The organism is Nocardia sp. NPDC020380 (assembly GCF_044386975.1).
GTDB lineage: Bacteria > Actinomycetota > Actinomycetes > Mycobacteriales > Mycobacteriaceae > Nocardia.
This window is the reverse complement of sequence record NZ_JBIRVQ010000002.1, coordinates 61,515-82,253: the sequence shown is the minus strand read 5'-3', so window position 1 is coordinate 82,253 and position 20,739 is coordinate 61,515. Positions and strand designations below refer to the sequence as shown.

The window sequence follows — 20,739 nt, the reverse complement described above, 5'->3', positions numbered from 1 at the left end:
TCGACGCGGATGTCGTACGGGAGGGGCCGGATTTTCTGCGTGGGAAGGGGAAACCCGCTGGGCGGTTCATCGAAACGAGCCAGCGGGCTGCGAATGCCTTTGGGCCGTCGGTGATCTACTTGGCCGCGTTGTGGTACGCCGAGACGACCTCGGCCTGGATGCGGCCGCGGGTCGACACCGTATAGCCGTGCTTGCGCGCCCATTCGCGGATGGCGCTGCTCTGCTCACGGTCGACCGCCGGTCGAGGACTCTGGGTGCTCGTGCCGCGCGGCGCCCGCCCGGTCTTGCGGGCGTGCGGGACCCACTTCTCGAAGACGCCGCGCAATTCGCTCGCGTTGAGGACCGAGAGGTCCATCTCATATCCCGCGCCGTCGAGCGCGAAGGCGACCGTTTCCGTCGCCTCGGATTTGCCGTCGAAGTCGTCGACGAGCGTGACGACTATTTTCCGTGCCATTGTCAGGCTCCCTTTGCCGGAGGTTTGTGTACAACAGGATCCGAGCAAGAACAGCCGTCATCCGCATACCTACCGCGGACTTCGGCTGCGGTCGAAGGCTACCCGCAGCCGCGTAGGACGACAAAGCGAAGCGAGCACCGGGCTCACAAGACGTGGATGGTCCCCCAGCACCCCTTGCCCGCACTGCCCGACACCCAGGGCGTCATGAGCTGAAACGGGATCGATCCCGCCGGCTGCGCGGGGACCTCGACCCAGGCGTTCGGGCTGAAGTAGGCGCTCGGCAGGATCACCCGGATGTTCAGCGAGGGAATACGGAACTCGGACTGATCCGTGAATTGGAAGCCCGTATCGATATCGACGATGAACGGAGTATCGGCCGGCACGCTGACATCGGTGGTCGTGCAGTAGCCGTTGTGGAAGCCGAGTTGCGCGGTCGGCAGCGGATCCGCGAGCGCCGGAGGGGCACCGATCACGGTCGCTGCGAGAACCATCGCCGGTACAGCGCCGAGCATGCCGCCGTGAATGCCCCTCATGGTCGATCCCCTTCGTTCCTGACCGATAGGACCCTGTCACAGACCATACCGCCGAGATCGACCACCATGCGGCACTCCGGCAGTTCAGAACGCCGTCCACGCAGGTGTTGGTGTCGGCGGGCTGAGCGGGCGTACTGGGATCGAAGGTCCACTGCGAACTCACGCCATCGGCGCGCCAGAGGACATTTCCATTGAAGTCGACGGCCTGGAATACATACGTGGTGCCGGGCTGGACGGTGTCGGCAATACACGTGTCGAAGTAGGCGGTGCCGGGTTGCACTGCGCCGACACTGAATCCGGTGGCCGCGGCCTGAGTCGCGCCGGGACTGGGAACAGTATTCGCATGCCCCGGCGCGGGCGCCTGGTTCCACCGAGCGGCACTGCAGGTGAACGCCGACCCACCGGCATAAACGGTGTCCCCCTGCGGATAAGACGCGCCCGCCCACTGGCACGATCCACCCGGCGCCGCGACCGCCTCGGCCGGATTCGCCACCAACCCACCCGCCAAGATCGCCGCCCCGGCGACAGCCACAGCGGAACCGGTGATGGCCGGCCGCCCGAACGTCCTGCGGTTCCGCGCCGGCGGATTGGTGTACGTCATTTTCTCGTCCGTTCTCGGATATGGGGTTGTCTGAACAGACCGGCCGACGGATTCGACCGGCCGAATTCCATTTCTGATCTTTCGGCGTCCAATTACATTGCTGCCGCTCGGATTCCCATTCACCCAGGGGAGAAGAACCCGTCACATGAGATACCGGGACGGGTTACGCGACAGAAGGACGTCGACTGCAGCCAACGCTGTGGAACGAGAAACGGCCGGTCATCGCAAAGTTGCGATGACCGGCCGTCCGATGTGATGAAGCTACTCAGGCCAACCAGGCTCCGACCCCGGTTACCTTGGTGAGTCGAACGCGGATCCGGTGGCCCTCACCCACCGCCGGATCGGCGAGAAAGTCCGCGTCAGGACCGATGTACGCCGCCCCGAGCCGGTTCAGCAGCACCCGCCCGCCACCATCCCCGAGCACCTCGGCATGCCCTTCGGCAACAAGATATTCAGCCAGCCCATGATCATCGATCACCCCCGACTCATACGAGATCGATACCCGCGGATCCCGCTGCAGATTCCGGATATAGCGCTTATCCAAGCTCATGGAGCCGATCATCAACGAATCCACTTCGGCATACGTCCACACGCAGCGCACATACGGCGAACCATCCGGATCGATGGTAACCAGATGCGCGAGCAATCCACCGTTGATCGCGTCGACAGCCTTCGCGGGCAATGTAGTTGGCATCAAACGACGTTAACCGGAAGCACGCACGAAATCGACGATATTGCTGGTGAATTCGGCGCTGTCCTCGAAGGGATAGGCGTGGCCGGCATCGACGTCGCGATACCGAGCGTGGGGGATGGCTGCCGCGACGGCGCGTTGGGCGGCGGGCGGGATGATCTGGTCGTGGTTGCTGACCAGGACCACGGTGGGGGCGGTGATCGACGGGAGAAGACGGCGGATGTCTACCTCTTGGTCTACGCGGAGTTGGACGGCGCTGGGGCCGTGGGTCAGTTCTACGGTGGTGGTGGGCATGGTCAGACTTTCGTGGACAGAGCGGTGTCGGTGAGTTCGCGTAGTCGCCGGCGGGCGGCGGGGTTGAGCGCCTGCGGGTGGGGTTGCCCCGGGGTGAGGCCGTGGAAGTAATGGCCTGTGACTTGCGCGAGTGCTGGATCGGCGATCACGCGCAGGGTTGCTTCGACTCCTTCGGCGACGGTGCTCTGCGGTGCGGCGCCCGTCTCGGCGACCATGGTGGTGTCCATGAAGGTCGCTGGGTGCAGGGCATTGACGGTTACCCCCGCGCCGGTGAGATCGGCGGCCAGCTCGAAAGTGGACATGATCTGGGCGAGTTTGCTGCGCCTGTAGGCGCTTACGCCGTCGTAGTCGTGGTCGAAGGACAGGTCGTCGAAGTCGATTTCCTGCTGGCCGGCCGAGGCCACGTTGACCACCCGTGCTGGCGCCGACGCCTGAGGTAGCGGCAGCAGGCGCCGGGTGAGGCGGTAGGGCGCCAGATGGTTGACGGCCCAGCGCAATTCGAACCCGTCGCTGCTGAAGAGGCGTGGCGCATCAGGGCGGCCGAATCCGATGCCCGCGTTGTTGACCAGTACATCCAATCTGGTTACGCGGGTGGCGATCTCGTCGGCAAGTCGGTCGACCTGCGCCAATTGCGACAGGTCGGCCAACACGATCTGAGGAGCCGGTCCGCCGGCGGCGAGGATCGACTCGGCGACCTCGCCGGCCCGCCGCTCATCGCGGCCGTGCACGATCACCTGGGCGCCGGCCGCGGCCAGTCGAAGCGCCAGTGCTCGGCCCAGGCCGTCGGTGGAGCCGGTGATCGCGATCGTGCGGCCGGTCAGATCGGCGGTTGTGTTGTCGGACATGACTTCTCCTGCACATGTCCCGGCCCGGCGGCCGGTGAGAGGGATGGTGAATCAGCCGCGGGCGAGAAGGTAGCCGATGCCCGGGCCGAGTCCGGCGCCGAAAGCCGTCTGGATCAACAGCTCCACCGCCGGTTCGGTGTAGCGGGCGCAGGCCAGCGCACCGACATCGACGGCGTCGAATCCGAGTTCCTCGCCCAGCTTCAGGACCAGCTGCTTGGCCTCGGTGCCGTCGCCGGCGATCGGCAGGAACTGCGATGTTCCGCCGAGCTGCGCGTTGGCGAGGTTGCCGGCGAATACGGTGTTGAACGCCTTCACCAGGCGCGCACCGGTCAGTGTCGCGGCGTTCTGTTCACCGGCCGACGTGGTGTACCCGAGGGTCAGCGACATGAAGTCGGCGGCCAGCGGGTTGGTCGCGTCGATCACGATCTTGCCCACGGTCGCGGCCTTCACCCGCGCGTCCAGTTCGGCTACCGCGGGGAACGTCACGGCCAGAATCACCGCATCCGCCGCGGCCACCGCCTCCGCCACCGTGGCCGGGTCTGTCTTCGAATCCGCCACTGTCACTTCATGATCGAGCCGCGACAGCCGCTCCGCCAGCGCGGAGCCGACATTGCCATTGCCGATGATGCTGATCTTCACGATCGATTCCTTCCAAGCCGGATGAGGCCGGGCCGATTGCTAAAGTGCTTCGAATTCGAAGCAAGTGGGTAGCATGACTTTTCATGACCGAACCGAGTTGGCTGAACGAGACCGAGATGCGCGCCTGGACCGGGTTCCTGGAAACCAGCGACCTTATCCATCGCCTGGTCGAGCGGCAACTACAGGAAGCCGGCAGGGTCACGATGGTGCAGTACGAGATCTTGACCCGACTCAACGAGCTGCCTGGGCGACGGGCCGGCATGACGCAGCTGGCGAGTTTGGTCATCTGCTCACGCAGTGGGCTGACCTATCAGGTCGGGCAGCTCGAGAAGGCCGGATTGCTCACTCGGGAACCGGATCCCGCCGATGAACGCGGTGTGCTGGCTGCCCTCACGGCGGCCGGTATCGCCGTTCTCGAACGCACCGCACCCGGGCATCTCGACACCGTCCGCGCGGGGTTCCTCGATCGCCTGACCCCGGAACAGATCGCGCAGCTCGCCGAGATCACCGACCGCACGCGCGAGCACCTGCGGCAGATCGTCCCCCTCATACCGGCTCGATCGAAGAAGAAGCCGATTACCGAGTAGCCAAAGGTGTTTCGTGCGAATATGCCGGGATTCGTTGGCCCGCACGGCGTTCGAGCGCGCCCGACAGCACGGCCAGGACAACCGCTGTGCCACTGAGGGCCACGCCGACCCAGCTAGGGGCGGTGTAGCCGTATCCCGCGGCGATGACCAAGCCGCCGAGCCAGGCCGAGAGTGCGTTGCCGAGGTTGAACGCGCCGATATTGAGCGCCGAAGCGAGGGTGGGCGCGCTCGCGGCCTGGTCGAGTACGCGTTTCTGCAGCGGGGGCACCGTCGCGAAGCCGAGGGCGCCGATGATCAGGACGGTGATCACGGCCGAGATCTTGTTGTGTGCGGTCAGGGGGAACAACGCCAGCGCCAAGGTGAGACCCGACAGAGCGACGTAGAGCAGGGGCATGAGGTGACGGTCGGCGAAACGGCCGCCGACCAGGTTGCCCAGCAGAAATCCGAGCCCGAACACGACCATGATCCAGGTGACGGAACTGTCGGCGAATCCGGTGACCGTGGTCATCATCGGGGCCAGATAAGTGATCGCGGCGAAGACACCACCGAAACCGAGCACAGTCATGGCCATCGCGAGAAGCACCTGCGGATTCTTGAGTACCGAGATCTCGTGCCGCAGCCGCGCATTCTCGGGGGCGGGCTGATCGGGGACCAGTGCGGCGACACCGAGGAACGCCGCACCCCCGATCGCGGCGACGACTCCGAAGGACAGCCGCCAACCGAAATGCTGACCGAGCAAGGTGCCCAATGGAACTCCGGCCAGCGTGGCGACCGTGAGCCCGGTGAACATGGTGGCAATGGCCCCGGCCCGACGCTCCGGGCTGACGAGATTCCCGGCCACGACCGCACCGATGCCGAAGAAGGCGCCGTGCGCCAGCGAGGCGATGATGCGGCCGATGAGCGCGAACTCGAAGCCGGGGGCGAGCGCGGAGACGAGATTGCCCGCGATGAGCAGCGCCAGGCAGATCAGCAGCATGCGTTTGCGCGACATCCGGGGACCCAGTCCGGCCATGATCGGCGCGCCGAGGGTGACGCCGAGGGCGTAACCGGTGATCAGCCACCCGGCCGTCGGGATGGTTACGGAATAGCTGCCGGCGATATCGGGCAGCAGGCTGACCGGGATGAACTCGGTGGTGCCGATGGCAAAGGCTCCGAGAGCCAGGGCTAACAGTGCGAGAGGCATAGGAGTGCTTTCGAGGTGTGGCCGAACGGCGAAAGTACGCGTTATTGCGAACTGTACGCAATTTAGTGGACTGTTCGCATGTGCGTCAACAGAGGTACCATCGGCTGATGATCGGTGTGCACCCCGAACGTCATCAGATCCGGCTGGAGAATGTGTTGTCCGCCTTGGGCAATCCGCTGCGCCTGGAGATCGTGCGGGTACTCGCGGCCGAAGGACAGCAGGCATGCGGCAGCATCCTCGACGGGATACCCAAGACCACGCTGACCCGGCACTGGAAAGTGTTGCGCGACAGCGGAATCATCTGGCAACGCCCCTACGGCCGCGAGAACCTCCTGTCGCTGCGCACCGACGACCTCGAGGCCCGCTTCCCCGGACTCCTGCCGACCCTGCTCGATGCCGCCGAACGCAACGCCAACAGCACCTACTCCGAATCGGACCCCGCGAACACGGCTTCGAGCGGCGGGAACATCGCTCGCGAGTCATGACCGCCGAACCAGAGCCCGACCACGAACACCGACGTGGCCTCCAGATATCGCGCCCGATTCAGCCCGCCGGCACGGACCGGGCGCAACTCCAGATCCTCGGCCAGCCCGGCAACCAGGGCCACCGCCGTGGGATCGTCGCCACAGAGCGGGACGGTCAATCGGGCACCGCCGACCTCCCGCCGCGGCGCCGCCCACACTTCGGCCGCCAGCAGATTGAACGCCTTCACCACATGCGCGCCCGGCACGGTGGCGGAAATCCGTTCCGCAACAGCGTCTTCGGACAGGATCCAGCCACTCTCCTGCGGGAGGAACGCATTGGTGCAGTCGATGAGCGTGCGTCCGGCGAAGACCTCCGGACCGAGCTCGGCCAGCACCTCCCCCAGCGCGGACACCGGCAGCGCGAGCAAAACCACCTCCCCGAAGCCGGCGGCCTGTTCGAGCGAAACGCCGCGCGCACCATTGCCGATCTCGACGGCGGCCTGCGCCGCCTTGCCCGAATCCCGGCCCCCAACAACGACTTCGTGCCCCGCCGCAGCCCAGCCGGTCCCCAAGGCGCGCGCCATGGCGCCGGCTCCGATGATTCCGATTCGCATATCAACTCCCGGTTCGAATGTGTATCGACGCGTTCGAACGCTAGGAGTTCCGATGCGCACCTCCGGGTGCGTATCACCGATGAGAGACTGCGACTGTGCCGATCAAGCCCGACTCTGCGGTGACCATGGAGCCCTACGGTGAGTACGAAGCCGACTGCCCGGCCCACCTCGCGGTCGACCTCTTCGGCAATCGCTGGCTACCGGTGATCGTCTACACACTGCGTGAAGGCCCTTTGCGCCCTGTGGATCTCCAGCGCGCCATCGGCGGCATCAGCCAGAAGATGCTCACCCAAACCCTGCGCCGCATGCAGCGCATGGGCCTGCTCGAACGCCGCGGCTACGCCGAAGCACCCCCACGCGTGGAATACGAACTGACCCGGGCCGGACGCGACCTGCTCGTCCCGATCGATGCCTTGGGCGCCTGGGCGGACCGGCACGGCAATACCGTACGGACCGCCCTCTACGGGCACGACGAGGACGACTAGGTCACCGAGTCGAGCGAGGAGAAGACGACGACGTTCGACAGGTAGCTCTTGGTGGTCTGGTCGAAATCACCACCGCAAGTGACTATTTGGAGAGTCGATCCGCCACGGGCGCCGAAGACCAGCTGGTCGGGGAACTGGGTCTTGTCGTACATCCGGACGTCGGTGACCTTGAAGTGTGCGACTTTTCCGTCGGCGCGGGTCACGTCGATCATGTCGCCCGGCTTGACCTTCTTCAGGTAGAAGAAGACTCCGACGCCCTTGTACGAGTCGACGTGACCGAGGATGACTGCCGAGCCCTGCTCGCCCGGGGCGGGGCCTTTCTGATACCAGCCGGCTTGCTGGTAGTCGGCCGGAACCTGTACCGAGCCATCGGCATTGAGGCCCACCGCGATCAGCGAACCCGAGGCCTTGATCGAGGCGATGTCGAACGATGTGGGCGTCGAGCGGGTGATCGGCGCCGCGGTCTTCACGCCGGTCGTGGGCGCGGGCGCGGCACTGGTTTTCGGTGCTGCGGCGGTGGTGTGTGAAGAACCGCAGCCGGCGAGCAGCGCCATACTGATCGCCATCACGGCCAAGAGCGAAAATCGCAGCGGCCGAAGGTATTTCGATGCTCTCGGCGTGCCATCCACTGGGCTCATGGCGCACTCACCTGAGCCGCCATGCCGCCGGCGCCGGTATCGGGCGCGCCCTTCGGAATCACGTAGCCGCCCGCCGGAACCTGATCGGTGACGGCCGGGCCACCGGCAATACCCGTGGTCGCGTCGGCGGGAATCGCCATGCCGTTCACCGTGTCCCCACCGGCCGCGGCAGCCCCCGCGGCGGTGGTCAGATCGACGCCTCCCAATCCGCCGGCCTGCACACCGGCACCGAGATCCCCGGTGCCACCGGCCTGTACACCCAGGCCGCCGCCGATATTCCCATTGCCGCCGGCTTGCACACCGCCGCCGAGGTTTCCATTGCCGCCCGCTTGGACACCGCCCCCGAGGTTCCCGTTGCCACCGGCCTGCACGCCGCCCCCGAGGTTCCCGTCACCGCCCGCCTGCACGCCGGCACCCCCGTTTCCGCCGACCTGCACTCCCCCGCCGAGGTTTCCGTCACCACCGGCCTGGACACCACCTCCGGTGTTACCGCCGACAGACACGCTCGGCGGCGCGGGCAACGTCGGCGGAGCCGGCAGGCTCGGCACGGTGGGCGCGCTCGGCAGCGTCGGCAGGCTCGGCGAAATCGATACGCCGGCATTGCCTCCGAGCCCGAGCCCACCGCCCGTCTGACCCGGCACTCCGGCGCCCCCGGTCACTCCGCCGCCGACATTGATGGACCCATTGCCGCCCACGCCCACGTCCAAGCCGCCACCGACCTTGATCCCCGGGGCGGGCGCGGTCGTGGTGGTGGAGTCCGCGGCTGCCACCGGTGCGCACAAAGCCGCTGCGGCCACGAAGACCACCGCAGCGGAGAAAGTTCTTGCCGACATTGTGAGTTCACTTCCGAGTGTTCAAACCGATCGCCCTCCTGTCGAATCTCTCGGACCGCGCGTTACAGAGCGCATCACCACCAGGGCAACTATTCAAATGTCCAGGTCTACGTGTTGGCGCGCGCCTCCGGGCGGAGGACGGTGCCCGCCGTAATGGCGAGCAGACCGAGGAGCACTGCGGTCGGGGCGAGGGCGACCGCGCCGCCGAGGGCCAGCACGCCGCCGCCGATCGCAGCGCTCAGTGCGACGGCGAGGTAGATCGCGGATCCGTTCAGGCCCATCGCGATCGGGGCGAAGGCGGGGACGAGCGCGAACAAGCGATGTTGCTGGGGCACTATCGCGATACCGGCGCCGGCTCCCAAGCCGAACATCGCGGCCACCGCGCCGTATTCGGTGGTGCGCGCGAGGACCAGGATCGCCGCGAAAACCGTTACAGCGCAACCACTCAGCACAAGGACGAAGGGGGAACCTCGCCAGCGGATCAATCGCGGTACGGCCGCGGTGCCGAGTACCTGACCGCATCCGAAACCGAACATCGCCACTACGACGAGCATGCCCGAGATGTGCAGGACGGTCGGCAGATAGCTGACGATAACGAAGGCGGGCACCATCACCGTTGTGGTGCCGATCAGGATGTCGCGCACGCGAGTATCCGTGAGCACCCGCAGCCGGCCACGTAATCCGAGACCGGGAGCGTGGGCCGCGGGCAGGAAGGCCACCGACACGCACGAGATCGCAGCCAGCACGACCAGGATCCACAGCGTATTCCGCCAACCCCAGGCCTGACCGACGAGGATGCCGAACGGCAGCCCGGCCACCAACGCCAGCGACGCACCGCCCGCGACAACGGCCAGCGACCGGGCGCGGCGCTTGTCGTCGCTCAGCAGCCCGGCTGTGCTGAACGCGTTGGACTGATAGGCCGCCGCACCCAGCGCCGCGATGACACGTCCGGTGGCGACTATCGGAAAATCAGGTCCGCTGGCCTGCAACACCATTCCGACGATGAATACCGCCATCCCGCCGGCGAGCAGCACGCGGCGGTCCCAATTTCCGGTCAGCGCGGCGATGATCGGCGAACCGATCGCGTAGACGAGCGCGAACAGCGAAGTCAGCTGGCCCGCCGTGCTCACCGAGACATGCAGATCCGCCGAAACCTCCGGTAGCAAACCGGATACGACGTAGCCGTCCACTCCGAGTGTGAATGTGCCGATGGCCAGGATCAGCAGATCGACAAGCGTCAAGTGTTTCGCTCCGGCGCGTGTGCCGTGCTCCGTCGTCATCCCCATTGCGACCCCGCCATCATGCCTCACAGTCTTCAACCCGCTAGGGCCGGCGGTGAGCGCCTTCGGAATCTCCTATCGCTCCGAATCGAAAAACGAATCACCACAGAAGAATCCGGAATGCGCCTGCATGCTGGCCCGGACTCGACAGCGCAGATAGCGACCAGCCCCCTCATGCGAAGGGACTCAGCCATGAGCCCGGCCAGCACGCCGACGCAGCCCACTCCAGCACCGGGTGAACTGTCGGTTGAATTGCAATTAATGCTGCAGATATTCAATCCGGAGAATCGGCACGACCCGTTTCCTTTCTATCGGCAGTTGCAGGACCTGGGTCCGGCGCATCGGTCACCGCTGGGTTTGAGCCTGCTCACCCGCTACGACGAGGTCGCCACCGTGCTCACCAGCTCCGACTGGGGTCACGATCAGGAGGTCGAGCACCTGCACTCCGGCCAGGAGGAAGTGTTCCCGCCGGTGTTCATGTGGATGGAGCCGCCGGATCACACTCGACTGCGTGGCCTGGTTTCGAAGGCGTTCACCCCGCGCCGGATCATGGCGATCCGGCCGCGGATCGAGGAGATCGTCGGCGGATTGCTCGACACCGCCTTGGCCGCAGGCGAATTCGACGCGATCACCGCCATCGCCTACCCGCTGCCATTGACCGTGATCTGCGAGATCCTCGGCATCCCGGCGGGCGACCACGACCGCATCCAGGAGTGGTCGCAGATCCTGTCCTGGGGTCTCGACCCCGATCACCTGCTGCCGCAGCAGGCCAAAGATGCTCGCGCGGAAGCGACTCCGAGGTTCCTGGCGTACCTGCGCGCGCTCATCGCCGAACGCCGCGCCGCACCCTGCGAGGATCTGATCAGCGGGCTGGCCGCCGTCGAGGATCAGGGTGATCGGCTCACCGAGGAGGAGATGCTCGGCACCATCATCTTCCTGATCGTCGCCGGGCACGAGACCACCGTGAACCTGGTCGGCAACTGCCTGCTCGCCCTGCTGCGCCATCCGGACCAACTGGCCCTGCTGCGGTCACGGCCCGAGCTCGTCCGCCCGGCCATCGACGAAGTGCTGCGCTACGACGGTCCCGCGCACCTCAATACCCGCTCGGCGAAGGTCCGCACCACCCTGGGCGGCCGGACCTTCGAACCCGGCGACGGCGTGGTCCCCCTGCTGGCCTGCGCGAACCGCGATCCCCGGGCCTTCACCGACCCGGAAACGTTCGACATCACCCGCTTCGACGGCCACGCACCGGTGACCAAGCACCTCGCCTTCAGCCTCGGCCACCACTACTGCCTGGGCGCACCACTGGCCACCCTCGAGATGGAAGTGCTGCTCAACGCCATCCTCGCGCGGGTCGGCGGCATGGAACTCCTCGACGACAACCCGCCGTACAAGCCCAACGTGCTCATCCGCGGGCTGGCGGAACTCCGGGTCCGATTCCATTGAAAGGTCAGTCCATGAGTCAGGCTGTGGTGCTCGGTGCGGGCATCGCCGGATTGTTCGCCGCCCGCGTGCTCGCCGAGGCATACGACCGGGTGCTCATCATCGAACGGGACACACTCGACGGCGCGATGCCGCGGCGGGGTGTGCCGCAGGCCCGGCATGTGCACGGGCTCATGGATCGCGGCAGGCAGATCATGGAGGAGCTCTTCCCCGGGCTCACCGCCGAACTGGCCGCCGCGGGCGCGCCGGTCACCGACGTGCTGCGCGGATCTCGTTGGTACATAGCGGGATTGCGGGTCCACCCGACCGATACCGGGCTGACCGCCCTGCTCGCCAGCCGTCCGATGCTCGAGGACGCCATCCTCACCCAGGTGCTCGCCATGCCGGGAGTGCAGTTGTGGCAGCGTCGGACAGCGGCGGGGCTGATCGGCGACCGTGCCGTCACCGGCGTCCGCCTGGCCGACGGTGCGGAAGTGGCGGCCGATCTGGTCGTGGACGCCACCGGGCGGGGCTCGCGCGCCGCGGACTGGCTCGCCGCGCTCGGTCACCAGCGGCCCGACGAGGAACGCATCGACGTCGATCTCGGCTACACCTCGCGGATGTTCCGCCGCAAACCCGACCACCTCGACGGCGATCTGGCCGCGGTGGTCTCGACCACGCCCGGGTTCCACGGCGGCTCCGCCATCACACTCGAAGGCGACCGGTGGCATGTGACGCTGAGCGGCATGCTCGGTGACCACCCGCCGACCGATCCGGTGGCGTTCGAGCAGTTCGCGGCAACCCTGCCGGTGCCCGACCTGTACGAGATCGTGCGCGCGGCCGAACCGCTGAACGACCCTGTCCCGCACCGCTTTCGCGGCTCGCTGCGCCGGCGCTACGACAGGCTTCCCGCCGCGCCGCGCGGGTTTCTCGTCCTGGGTGACGCGATGAGCAGTTTCAATCCCCTGTACGCGCAGGGGATGACGGTGGCCGCGCAGCAGGCCCTCGCGTTGCGGGAGTGCCTGCCCGATCCGGTACCGGCGCAGTTCTATCGGCGGGCCGCCGTGCCCATCGAGATCGCCTGGCAGATGTCCACCCAGGCCGACCTGCGCTTTCCCGGAGTCGAAGGCCGGCGCTCCCTGCGCGGCCGGATCGTGGGCGCCTACACGTCGAGGATCCCGATGGCCGCACATCACGACGCCGAGGTGGCCCGCGCCTTCATGCGCACCGCGAACCTCACCGCCCCACCGACTTCACTGCTGGCACCCGCGATCGCCCTGCGGGTACTGCGCGCGAGCTCCTCGGAACGGAGTACACGATGACCGTGACCGCCGACCCGTTCGCCCCCGAATTCCGCAACGATCCAGCGCCGGCCTACGAAATCCTGCGCGACACCGGCAGATTGCACGAATACCGGCCCGGCATCTACCTGGTGCCGCACTACGCCGATTGCAGCACGATCTTCGCCGACCCGGCCTTCGGCCACGGCTACTTCTCCGGCATCAACCCATTCCGGCCCGGTATCGATCCGCGGACACTACCCGGCTCGTTCCTGCTGATGGACCCGCCCGACCACACCCGGCTGCGCGCAATGGTGGCACCGGCGTTCACGTCCCGCGCCATCGCCCAATTGCGCGACCAGATCACACACACCGCGATCGCACTGCTGGACAAGGCGGTCGCCACGGGCGAGGTCGACTTCGTCACCGACATCGCATACCTGTTGCCGCTGACCACAATCTGCACGATTCTCGGGATTCCCCCAGCCGACCACGAGACGTTCGGAATCTGGGCATCAGCGATCAGCCGCGGCCTTGACCCCGACGCGTTGTTATCCGACAACGAAAAACAGGCCCGTGCCGCCTCCGTGCTCGCGTTCACCGAGTACTTCACCGAACTCATCGGACGCCGCCGAACCGCCCCCGCCACCGACCTGCTCTCCGCCCTCGCGACCGAAACAGCCCTGGAGACAAAGGAACTCGTCGACATCGCCGTGCTCCTACTAATCGCAGGTCACGACACCACGATGAACCTGATCGCGACCGGCCTGCTCGCCCTGTCACGCAACCCCCAGCAACGCGAAATCCTGCGCGCCGACCCAGAGTCCAGCCGCCTCGCCGTCGAAGAATTCCTCCGCTTCGACACCCCCGTCCCGTTCCCCACCCGAGTCGCCATGCAAGACGTGTCCTTCGCGGGTCACACCCTCCCCCGAGGAACCGGCCTCATCCTCCTGATCGGCTCCGCACACCGAGACCCAACAGCCTTCACCACCCCCAACTCCCTCGACCTCACCAGATTCGCACCAGGTCAGCCCACACCACGCCACCTAGCCTTCAGCCACGGCCCCCACTTCTGCATCGGCGCCCCCCTGGCCAGACTCCAAGCCGAGATCCTCTTCACCGAACTCATGACCCGCACCCCGAACTTCACCCTGCTCGACCCAACCCCCACCTACCGCGCATCAGTATCCATGCGCGGCCCCCAATCCCTCCCCGTCCGCATGCCCGCCTGACCACGAAGGCAGGAGTCACAGCATCCAGCTTGCTGACACATAACAGAAGAAGCCGCAGGTCGATGACCTGCGGCTTCTTTCAGTGTGGTCCTAACGCTAATCAACCCGAACCACCCGACTGCGGAGGGTCCGATCCTTCGAATTAAGCCGGTTGGTACGCGCGAGACAGCACCGCACTATAAGTGAATCAGATTGTCAACGTGGCGTTCGGCGAAGGCAGCAGGGTTTCGATCACATGAGTCAACCGACGGCGTCCGGCATCCCCGCTAAACGCTGAGACAGCGCTGCCAACCTTCCAGAACTCGCTGCCCTCCACGATGTCGGTCTGACCATCCTTGACCACCTGGCCCTGCAATTGGTCGATGTCCTTGAGAACCTCGACGTATGAATCTGGGTCGCCGAGACGCTGATGGCTACTGCGGACAACCTCAATGACCTGCGGCAAGACGTGGTGCATTACCGCTACCCCGGTGCCGCGCTGGAGAACGTAGCCCTGGGGCGAGTTGAAGGCCGCTGGCAACACCCGTGACACAGCGGTCCAGTAGGCGTTGAGTACCGTCGCCAGCGTATCGACGTCGGTGTCCTTGAACATCCCCATCTCCAAAACCGGCTTCAGAGAGCGAGCGAACTGAGCCGCCTGAATGACTGCCGGATCGTTCTTGCTGCGGCGTTGATTGACAGCCGTGAAACGGCCCTCCCATGGACCGTCCGTGACCCCCAAAATTTCGGCGATCTCCTGGCCGCGCACGACCCAATCCTTGCCTTTCTCCAACAGCTTCATCTGAGTCACGGGGTCTTCCTTTGCCATATCCTGAAGCAAACGCAGCGCAATGTCTGTCCGCACCGACTTGGCGTTGGTATTGATCTGGTAGAACTCGAAACGCTCGTCGCGATCTGCCAAGTTGATCGTGATCGATACAGGGATCGGAAAATACGCGAACGTCGAGTAGTCCGATTTGAGCAATCGTCGTACGCCCTCCATGCGGTGCTGGCCGTCGTAGATCCACAGGACAACCTCTCGGCCGAATTCGACCACACCGGTACCGATCCAGTCCCCTCCCTCGGCGAGCGCCTTCTTGAATCCAGCTCCGTCTCGAGACGGGGTGACCAGCACCTCCCCGCTTGCGTAGTCGACATCTCGGATATTAAGGAGTAGGGGATTCGGCATACGCCCCGGCGCATTCCCATCGTCACTTCCGCGGTAGTACTCGGCAATGCCCTTGATGCGTGCCGTGATTGGGGCGCGTTGGTATCCGCACCCCTGATCCTGGTCATAGACATCGGAGTGTATGTGTACGTCGAGATCATCAGCCCCGTTTCCATACCATTCTTGGTATGCTCATCGGTATGAGCAAACAGATCACCATCCGCCTGCCTGATGAGCTAGTCGATTTCGTGGACGCCGAAGTGGCAGCCCAACATTGCGCCAGCCGGGCCGCCCTGGTCGCCGCGGCACTCGAGCACTACCGCGAACGCGCCGTCGGGGAAGCCATCGTCGCCGGGTACACCGCCATCCCCGACGGCGAAGACGAGGACTTGGACGAATTCCTGGACGCCGCAAGCAAGTCCGCGTGGGGTGATGAGTGAGGCCGATCCACATTGCCGAATTGGGCACAAAACCCCGGCCGGTACTGGTACTCACTCGTGAGATCGCCCGGCCAGTACTGAACACAGTCACCGTCGCCCCGATCACCAGCACCATCCGCGACATACCCACCGAGGTCCGGCTCGACGCGAGCAACGGTCTCGATCACGACTGCGTGGCATTGCTGGACAAGGTCACCACCATCTCCGCCGAGGCGCTCGGTCACCGTGTCGGCTATCTGCACCCCGGACAAGAGCAGAGCTTGACCGACGCCATTCATGCCGCGTTCGAATTGAAGTAGACAACCGAACCCTACTGGGCTGACGAACGCCGCGACGCCGCGGATCCCAGCTACCCGCTTCCCGTTCCCACCGCCCATCGCCCCAGACCAAATTCCCACGCTCGGCTACGAAATCGCCGACACCACCGTCGCTTCGGCCCAGAACTCGACCCGAGTTCACACCCACAGTTCGGCGATGCGCAGGTGAAGGGTCGAAGCGGTTCGGGTTGATACTTATATGCAGCGAAGCCGCAGGCCCTCTGGCCTGCGGCTTCGCTGTTTTGTGGTCCCAGCTGGGATCGAACCAGCGACCCCTCGCGTGTGAGGCGAGTGCTCTCCCGCTGAGCTATGAGACCGTGCGGGTGTTCGGTGGGGCGGATTTTCTTGCCGCTCCGAACGAGAGAGAACATTACAAGCATCATCGGTGTGACACCAAATCGCGTGGACAGCGGGGTAAAAGAGGGGGTTTACGAGGGGCTGTGGCGGGTGAGGTTTCATCGGGGCGTTGCCGGGTGGTTACGAGGGTGTCGCCCGGGGCGGGTGGGATGAGCGGGCGGATGGGCCCGCCTTCCGGTGGGCGGACCACATCGTTGGCGGATACCGGCACCGCGTTTGCGACGGCCGAGGAACTACATGGCTGTGGTTCACATTTTGGGGTGCCTACCAGGCGATTTGTTACCTGTGCGGATCGTCGACTAGTGTTCTCTCTCGTCAGCCGGACAGCCGAGAGGCGCCGGGGGACGAAATGCGGATGTAGCGCAGCTGGTAGCGCATCACCTTGCCAAGGTGAGGGTCGCGGGTTCGAATCCCGTCATCCGCTCGAGGGGCCAACACGGCCTGCTTGGCGGTGTGGCCGAGTGGTGAGGCAACGGCCTGCAAAGCCGTGCACACGGGTTCGATTCCCGTCGCCGCCTCTTTGAGGCAACAAATAGACCCGCGCGATTAGCTCAGCGGGAGAGCGCTTCCCTGACACGGAAGAGGTCACTGGTTCAATCCCAGTATCGCGCACCACGATTGACCAGATCAGGCCCGGCTTACGCCGGGCCTTTCTGCATTTCCGAACCGGATCCGACCCGAGAAGCATTGACGGCACGGGTCCGGGACATTAACTTGCTGGTTGACTAGTAAGTGTGTGCCGGGTCGGCCGGCGTCGGAGGGATCGCCTCGTGAAGGTTCGTCATTTGAACTGCGGCACTATGCATCTGCCGACGGGGGTCGAGCTGGTGTGTCACGTGCTGCTGATCGAGACCGATGCGGGGCTGGTGCTCGTCGACAGTGGGTACGGGCTGGACGATATTGCGCGGCCGGCGCGGCGGATCGGAGCGATGCGGCGGTTCGTGCGGCCGGTGTTCGAGGTCGCGGAGACCGCGGCGCGGCAGGTCGAAGGGCTCGGGTATCGGCGGTCGGACGTGCGGCATATCGTCGTCACGCATTTCGATGCCGATCACATCGGCGGGCTCGCGGACTTTCCGGAGGCCACCGTGCACACGACCGCGGCCGAATATCGGGGCGCGGTGACCGAACCCGGTCTGCGGGAACGGATTCGATTCCGGTCGGCGCAGTGGGCGCACGGGCCGGCGATCGTCCGGCACGAGCCGGCGGGCGAGCGGTGGCGGGGGTTCGCGGCGGCCAAGGAGTTGACGGAGATCGCGCCGGGGATCGTGCTGATCTCGTTGCCGGGGCATACGCGCGGGCATGCGGCCGTGGCCGTCGACGCCGGTCATCGGTGGGTGCTGCATTGCGGTGATGCCTACTTCCATCCGGGCAGCATCGACGGGTATTCGCCGGTGCCGGCCGTACTCGCCGGGATGGAGGCCGCTGTCGCATGGGATTTGCGGCAGGTGCGGGCGAATCATGCTCGCCTGAACGAGCTCTACCGGCGCAATGAGCCGGATCTCTTGCTGATCTGCGCGCACGACCCCGACCTGTTCGAGCACGCCGTAGCCACCGAATGAGCCATACCGCCCGGAACGGAGACGAATGATGAACCGCAGCAGCACTTCCGAACGCCGCTCACAGGAGGAGCGCCGCGGCGAAGCGGAACGGCGGCTACTGGAAGCGGCGGCCGAGGCGGTGGCCGAACTCGGCCCCTCACAGGTGACCCTGGCCGTCATCGGTGAACGCGCCGGGTACAGCCGGGGGCTGGTCACGCATCACTTCGGGTCGAAGGGCGCGATGATGGAGCGGCTCGTCGGCACCGTGTCCGAGCAGTTCCGCACCGAGATCCTCGGCAAGACCGCGTCCGAGTCGGCGGTCGAGGCGCTGCGTGGGTTCCTCGATCTCTATTTCACGGTCATCGCGGATCTGCCGCCGATCAATCGGGCGCGGCTGGTGCTGTGGGCCGATGCCGTGGCGACGCCCTCCGAGCGCCGCGCCACCGTGCTGGCCGCCGACCGCGAGTTCCGGGCGGAGTTCACCCAACGCATCGCGGACGGGCAGGCGACCGGTGAATTCTCCGCCGAGGTCGATGCGCAGGCCCTGGCCATGACGGCGATCGGCGCGCTGCGCGGCATCACGCTGCAATCGATGCTCGACCCCGAACTCGACCTGGAGGCCGGCCGTCGCGAACTCGAGCAGATGCTCTTCGCACGACTGTGCCCCGCAACGGATTTCCGATCCCACTGAGAAGTACGAAGGGCAGTACCCATGAGCCGGATCTTCGGCAATATCACCCAGCTCGGTTATGTCGTCCGCGATATCCGGACCGAGATGCAGCGCTGGCTCGACCAGGGCGTCGGGCCCTGGTTCTACGTCCATGACGTGCAGACCGACAACTTCGTCTATCGGGGCGCCCCGTCGCCGATGAAAATGAGTGTGGCGCTCGCGAATTCGGGTGATCTGCAGATCGAGCTGATCCAGCCGCGCAATGATGCGCCGTCGCTGTACAAGGAGTTCCTCGACTCCGGGCGGGAGGGCCTGCAGCACATCGCGTACTGGACCAAGGATTTCCAGGGCCTCTACGACAAGGCGCTGGAATTGGGATACACAGTCGGGCACGAGGGCTCGATCGGCGGCGAGCAGGGCCGCTTCGCCTACCTCGACACCGAGCAGACCTTCGGGCACATCATCGAGATCTCCGATACCAGCGGGCCCAAGGGGCAGTTCTTCGACTACATCCGGCAGGTCGCCGCCGAGTGGAATGGCAGCGAACCCCTCCGCGGCGAGATCGACAAGCTCTGACGCTCTCTCTCACAAAGGATTTCACCGTGGATTTCCCAGATATCCAGGCCCTGCCGAGCGCACTGCAGGAGACGCTGTCCACCCACAGCGCCAATGTCTATCGGATGGTGGCGCACTCCCCCGGCCTCGCGCCGAGCTTCCTATCGATGGCAGACGCCATGCTGCAGGCCAACTCGCTGCCGATGACACTGCGGGAGTTGGCGATCCTGCGCGTCGGCCACATCTATGCCGCACCGTATGAGATCCATCATCATGAAAGATTCGCTCGCGCAGTCGGTCTCGGCGATACCGCGATCGCGGCGGCAGCCACCGGAGCCGGTGCCGGCCTCGCGGCCGAGGAGGCGGCAATCCTCGCCCTCACCGACCGGCTGCTGATCGCCCACACTCTCGACGACGCCGACCGCAAGAAGGCGCTGGAATTCCTCACGGTCACCCAGCTGGCCGATCTCGTCCTGACCGTCGGCTTCTATCAGCTGGTCTGCAATTTCCTCAATACCTTCGAGGTCACCACCGCCGGAGAGCCTTTCTAACCGCTCGGATCCAGCAGAGGCGGTTCCTCGCCGAGGCACACGAGCAGTCCTTCCCTGATCGCTCGCACCGCCAGTTCCGTGCGCGAGCCGGCGCCCAGTTTGGCGAGAATCCGTTCGACGTGGGTGGTGACCGTGCGCACCGACATCTCGAGTCGCCGCGCTATCGAGCGATTGTCGTAACCGCGGGCGATGAGGGTGAGGACCTCGAGCTCTCGATTCGTGAGCTGATACGTGTGCGGCGGCCGGGTCGTGTATGCGACTGCCGGGCAGGATAATTCGGCGCCGGCGGGCGGTTCGGCCAGGATGACCCGCTCCCAGTCGACATCGGGCGTCTCCCGCCAGAGGAAGGCTCCCGATCGGGCTCCGGCGCGGACCAGTGCGACCAGCCTCGCGTGCAGTCCGGGCGCCCGGTCGTGCGCGGGTGCGCCACCGAGTCGTGTGACGCCCGCGCTCGTGACGGCCCAGATGTCATCCGTGCCGAGCGCACACCGCGCCAACGGCATCGGTGATTCCGGCCAGCGTCGGGGCCAGCAAGGCGACCAGATCTCGTTGCCGCGCCGAGGGATAGCGTGCGTTCGTGGTGCTCAGGCTCAGGCTTCCCGCATGCCGTCCGTCCCGGGTGAACAGCGCCGACCCGAGCCCCTCCCGGAATCCGGCCGGCGCCACCACTCGATAGCTGGTCAGATCCCGCCCGCCGCCGGGCAGATCCCGGAAGCGCACGGTCAGTGGCTGGTCGAGCAGGCCGAGCCGGGCGTGCTCGTCACGCCGCAGCTCACTGTGGATTGCCGCGAATATCGGCGGCGAGTAGCCGGCATTGACCACCGGCCGATACACGCCGGAGATCGGATCCCAGGCCGAGAGTGCGGCGCATTCGTAGGGAACGAGGTCGCGCAGTGCCGCGAGCACCGATCGCGCACGCTCGGCGATGGGCCGCGGCTCGGCGGTTCGCGCGGCGATATCGGCCAGCACCGCGCACGGATCCGCGGCGCGGCCACGCCGGGTCTGCGTTGTCGGTTGCATGCGCCTCACCTCGCTCCGACGGTATCACCGGCCCGCTGACCAGTCGGTACGTCACATTACGTATGGCCG

Annotated in this window: 26 protein-coding genes and 4 tRNA genes; 15 read left to right on the top strand and 15 right to left on the bottom strand. The window is 65.9% G+C overall.

Annotated elements, in window-relative coordinates:
- Positions 1-115: 115 nt before the first annotated feature.
- The 6 genes from ACH438_RS03950 to ACH438_RS03925 all read right to left on the bottom strand — a co-directional run bounded on the left by ACH438_RS03950 (position 116) and on the right by ACH438_RS03925 (position 4,057).
- Positions 116-454: an Lsr2 family protein gene (locus ACH438_RS03950; RefSeq protein WP_397000944.1), complete on the bottom strand. Its 339-nt coding sequence runs from the start codon at positions 452-454 to the stop codon at positions 116-118.
- A gap of 143 nt (positions 455-597) precedes the next feature.
- Positions 598-987, bottom strand: a complete 390-nt coding sequence (locus tag ACH438_RS03945; RefSeq protein ID WP_397000942.1) for a hypothetical protein — start codon at positions 985-987, stop codon at positions 598-600.
- Between the two features lie 866 nt (positions 988-1,853).
- A complete protein-coding gene (locus ACH438_RS03940) occupies positions 1,854-2,270 on the bottom strand; it encodes a pyridoxamine 5'-phosphate oxidase family protein (protein ID WP_397000940.1) in 417 nt (138 codons plus the stop codon).
- A 21-nt stretch (positions 2,271-2,291) separates the two neighbouring features.
- Complete coding sequence (locus tag ACH438_RS03935) at positions 2,292-2,573, bottom strand: alpha/beta fold hydrolase (RefSeq protein WP_397000938.1); 282 nt, start codon at positions 2,571-2,573, stop codon at positions 2,292-2,294.
- 2 nt (positions 2,574-2,575) lie between these two features.
- Positions 2,576-3,418 carry an SDR family NAD(P)-dependent oxidoreductase gene (locus ACH438_RS03930; protein WP_397000936.1) on the bottom strand — a complete coding sequence of 281 codons (843 nt, stop codon included), beginning with the start codon at positions 3,416-3,418 and terminating at the stop codon, positions 2,576-2,578.
- A gap of 51 nt (positions 3,419-3,469) precedes the next feature.
- The gene (locus ACH438_RS03925) at positions 3,470-4,057 is read right to left on the bottom strand and encodes an NADPH-dependent F420 reductase (protein WP_397000934.1); all 588 of its coding nucleotides are present in this window, start codon (positions 4,055-4,057) and stop codon (positions 3,470-3,472) included.
- An 83-nt stretch (positions 4,058-4,140) separates the two neighbouring features.
- Between ACH438_RS03925 and ACH438_RS03920 the strand changes: the two genes are divergently transcribed.
- Positions 4,141-4,644: a MarR family winged helix-turn-helix transcriptional regulator gene (locus ACH438_RS03920; RefSeq protein WP_397000932.1), complete on the top strand. Its 504-nt coding sequence runs from the start codon at positions 4,141-4,143 to the stop codon at positions 4,642-4,644.
- Here ACH438_RS03920 and ACH438_RS03915 read toward each other — a convergent pair.
- On the bottom strand, positions 4,634-5,827 hold the full coding sequence (locus ACH438_RS03915; protein WP_397000930.1) for an MFS transporter: 1,194 nt from the start codon (positions 5,825-5,827) through the stop codon (positions 4,634-4,636). The two genes, ACH438_RS03920 and ACH438_RS03915, sit on opposite strands and share 11 nt — an antisense overlap.
- Positions 5,828-5,934: 107 nt before the next feature.
- Between ACH438_RS03915 and ACH438_RS03910 the strand changes: the two genes are divergently transcribed.
- Positions 5,935-6,312: an ArsR/SmtB family transcription factor gene (locus ACH438_RS03910; RefSeq protein ID WP_397000928.1), complete on the top strand. Its 378-nt coding sequence runs from the start codon at positions 5,935-5,937 to the stop codon at positions 6,310-6,312.
- Here the strand turns inward: ACH438_RS03910 and ACH438_RS03905 are convergent.
- Positions 6,249-6,905, bottom strand: coding sequence for an NADPH-dependent F420 reductase (locus ACH438_RS03905; RefSeq protein ID WP_397000926.1), 657 nt, complete (start codon positions 6,903-6,905; stop codon positions 6,249-6,251). The two genes, ACH438_RS03910 and ACH438_RS03905, sit on opposite strands and share 64 nt — an antisense overlap.
- Before the next feature lie 95 nt (positions 6,906-7,000).
- Between ACH438_RS03905 and ACH438_RS03900 the strand changes: the two genes are divergently transcribed.
- On the top strand, positions 7,001-7,390 hold the full coding sequence (locus ACH438_RS03900; protein ID WP_397000924.1) for a winged helix-turn-helix transcriptional regulator: 390 nt from the start codon (positions 7,001-7,003) through the stop codon (positions 7,388-7,390).
- Here ACH438_RS03900 and ACH438_RS03895 read toward each other — a convergent pair.
- From ACH438_RS03895 to ACH438_RS03885, 3 genes are all read right to left on the bottom strand, one after another.
- Positions 7,387-7,956 carry a class F sortase gene (locus tag ACH438_RS03895; protein WP_397002272.1) on the bottom strand — a complete coding sequence of 190 codons (570 nt, stop codon included), beginning with the start codon at positions 7,954-7,956 and terminating at the stop codon, positions 7,387-7,389. The genes ACH438_RS03900 and ACH438_RS03895 overlap by 4 nt on opposite strands.
- A 68-nt stretch (positions 7,957-8,024) precedes the next feature.
- Positions 8,025-8,861, bottom strand: coding sequence for a hypothetical protein (locus tag ACH438_RS03890; RefSeq protein ID WP_397000922.1), 837 nt, complete (start codon positions 8,859-8,861; stop codon positions 8,025-8,027).
- Positions 8,862-8,968: 107 nt separating this feature from the next.
- Complete coding sequence (locus tag ACH438_RS03885; protein WP_397000920.1) at positions 8,969-10,102, bottom strand: MFS transporter; 1,134 nt, start codon at positions 10,100-10,102, stop codon at positions 8,969-8,971.
- Positions 10,103-10,402: 300 nt separating this feature from the next.
- Here ACH438_RS03885 and ACH438_RS03880 point away from each other — a divergent pair, with 300 nt between their 5' ends.
- From ACH438_RS03880 to ACH438_RS03870, 3 genes are read left to right on the top strand one after another with little or no spacing between them, the layout of a single operon-like run.
- Entirely contained in the window at positions 10,403-11,587 is a 1,185-nt protein-coding gene (locus ACH438_RS03880; protein ID WP_397000918.1) for a cytochrome P450, read from the top strand.
- A gap of 11 nt (positions 11,588-11,598) precedes the next feature.
- Positions 11,599-12,885, top strand: coding sequence for an NAD(P)/FAD-dependent oxidoreductase (locus ACH438_RS03875; protein ID WP_397000916.1), 1,287 nt, complete (start codon positions 11,599-11,601; stop codon positions 12,883-12,885).
- Positions 12,882-14,075 carry a cytochrome P450 gene (locus tag ACH438_RS03870; protein WP_397000914.1) on the top strand — a complete coding sequence of 398 codons (1,194 nt, stop codon included), beginning with the start codon at positions 12,882-12,884 and terminating at the stop codon, positions 14,073-14,075. The genes ACH438_RS03875 and ACH438_RS03870 overlap by 4 nt, the downstream gene beginning before the upstream one ends.
- A 187-nt stretch (positions 14,076-14,262) precedes the next feature.
- On the opposite strand, the gene ACH438_RS03865 is transcribed toward ACH438_RS03870, so the two are convergent.
- On the bottom strand, positions 14,263-15,366 hold the full coding sequence (locus tag ACH438_RS03865; RefSeq protein WP_397002270.1) for a DGQHR domain-containing protein: 1,104 nt from the start codon (positions 15,364-15,366) through the stop codon (positions 14,263-14,265).
- A 56-nt stretch (positions 15,367-15,422) separates the two neighbouring features.
- On the opposite strand from ACH438_RS03865, the gene ACH438_RS03860 reads away from it, so the two are divergent.
- Positions 15,423-15,662 carry a YlcI/YnfO family protein gene (locus tag ACH438_RS03860; RefSeq protein WP_397000912.1) on the top strand — a complete coding sequence of 80 codons (240 nt, stop codon included), beginning with the start codon at positions 15,423-15,425 and terminating at the stop codon, positions 15,660-15,662.
- Positions 15,659-15,961 (top strand): type II toxin-antitoxin system PemK/MazF family toxin, encoded by a 303-nt coding sequence (locus ACH438_RS03855; RefSeq protein ID WP_397000910.1) that lies wholly within the window; start codon positions 15,659-15,661, stop codon positions 15,959-15,961. The genes ACH438_RS03860 and ACH438_RS03855 overlap by 4 nt, the downstream gene beginning before the upstream one ends.
- 263 nt (positions 15,962-16,224) lie before the next feature.
- On the opposite strand, the gene ACH438_RS03850 is transcribed toward ACH438_RS03855, so the two are convergent.
- Positions 16,225-16,296: transfer RNA gene (locus ACH438_RS03850), tRNA-Val, on the bottom strand.
- A 391-nt stretch (positions 16,297-16,687) separates the two neighbouring features.
- Between ACH438_RS03850 and ACH438_RS03845 the strand changes: the two genes are divergently transcribed.
- The 7 genes from ACH438_RS03845 to ACH438_RS03815 all read left to right on the top strand — a co-directional run bounded on the left by ACH438_RS03845 (position 16,688) and on the right by ACH438_RS03815 (position 19,650).
- Positions 16,688-16,760: transfer RNA gene (locus ACH438_RS03845), tRNA-Gly, on the top strand.
- Positions 16,761-16,783: 23 nt separating this feature from the next.
- A tRNA-Cys gene (locus ACH438_RS03840) sits at positions 16,784-16,854 on the top strand.
- Between the two features lie 22 nt (positions 16,855-16,876).
- Positions 16,877-16,951, top strand: a tRNA-Val gene (locus ACH438_RS03835).
- A gap of 155 nt (positions 16,952-17,106) precedes the next feature.
- Positions 17,107-17,895: an MBL fold metallo-hydrolase gene (locus ACH438_RS03830; protein WP_397000908.1), complete on the top strand. Its 789-nt coding sequence runs from the start codon at positions 17,107-17,109 to the stop codon at positions 17,893-17,895.
- 25 nt (positions 17,896-17,920) lie between these two features.
- Positions 17,921-18,565 (top strand): TetR/AcrR family transcriptional regulator, encoded by a 645-nt coding sequence (locus tag ACH438_RS03825; protein WP_397000906.1) that lies wholly within the window; start codon positions 17,921-17,923, stop codon positions 18,563-18,565.
- A gap of 21 nt (positions 18,566-18,586) precedes the next feature.
- Positions 18,587-19,120 (top strand): VOC family protein, encoded by a 534-nt coding sequence (locus tag ACH438_RS03820; protein ID WP_397000904.1) that lies wholly within the window; start codon positions 18,587-18,589, stop codon positions 19,118-19,120.
- Between the two features lie 26 nt (positions 19,121-19,146).
- Positions 19,147-19,650: a carboxymuconolactone decarboxylase family protein gene (locus ACH438_RS03815; RefSeq protein WP_397000902.1), complete on the top strand. Its 504-nt coding sequence runs from the start codon at positions 19,147-19,149 to the stop codon at positions 19,648-19,650.
- Here the strand turns inward: ACH438_RS03815 and ACH438_RS03810 are convergent.
- Together ACH438_RS03810 and ACH438_RS03805 are read right to left on the bottom strand one after the other, a co-directional pair.
- Positions 19,647-20,153 carry a response regulator transcription factor gene (locus tag ACH438_RS03810; RefSeq protein ID WP_397000900.1) on the bottom strand — a complete coding sequence of 169 codons (507 nt, stop codon included), beginning with the start codon at positions 20,151-20,153 and terminating at the stop codon, positions 19,647-19,649. The genes ACH438_RS03815 and ACH438_RS03810 overlap by 4 nt on opposite strands.
- The gene (locus tag ACH438_RS03805) at positions 20,119-20,670 is read right to left on the bottom strand and encodes a hypothetical protein (RefSeq protein ID WP_397000898.1); all 552 of its coding nucleotides are present in this window, start codon (positions 20,668-20,670) and stop codon (positions 20,119-20,121) included. The genes ACH438_RS03810 and ACH438_RS03805 overlap by 35 nt, the downstream gene beginning before the upstream one ends.
- Between the last annotated feature and the right edge of the window lie 69 nt (positions 20,671-20,739).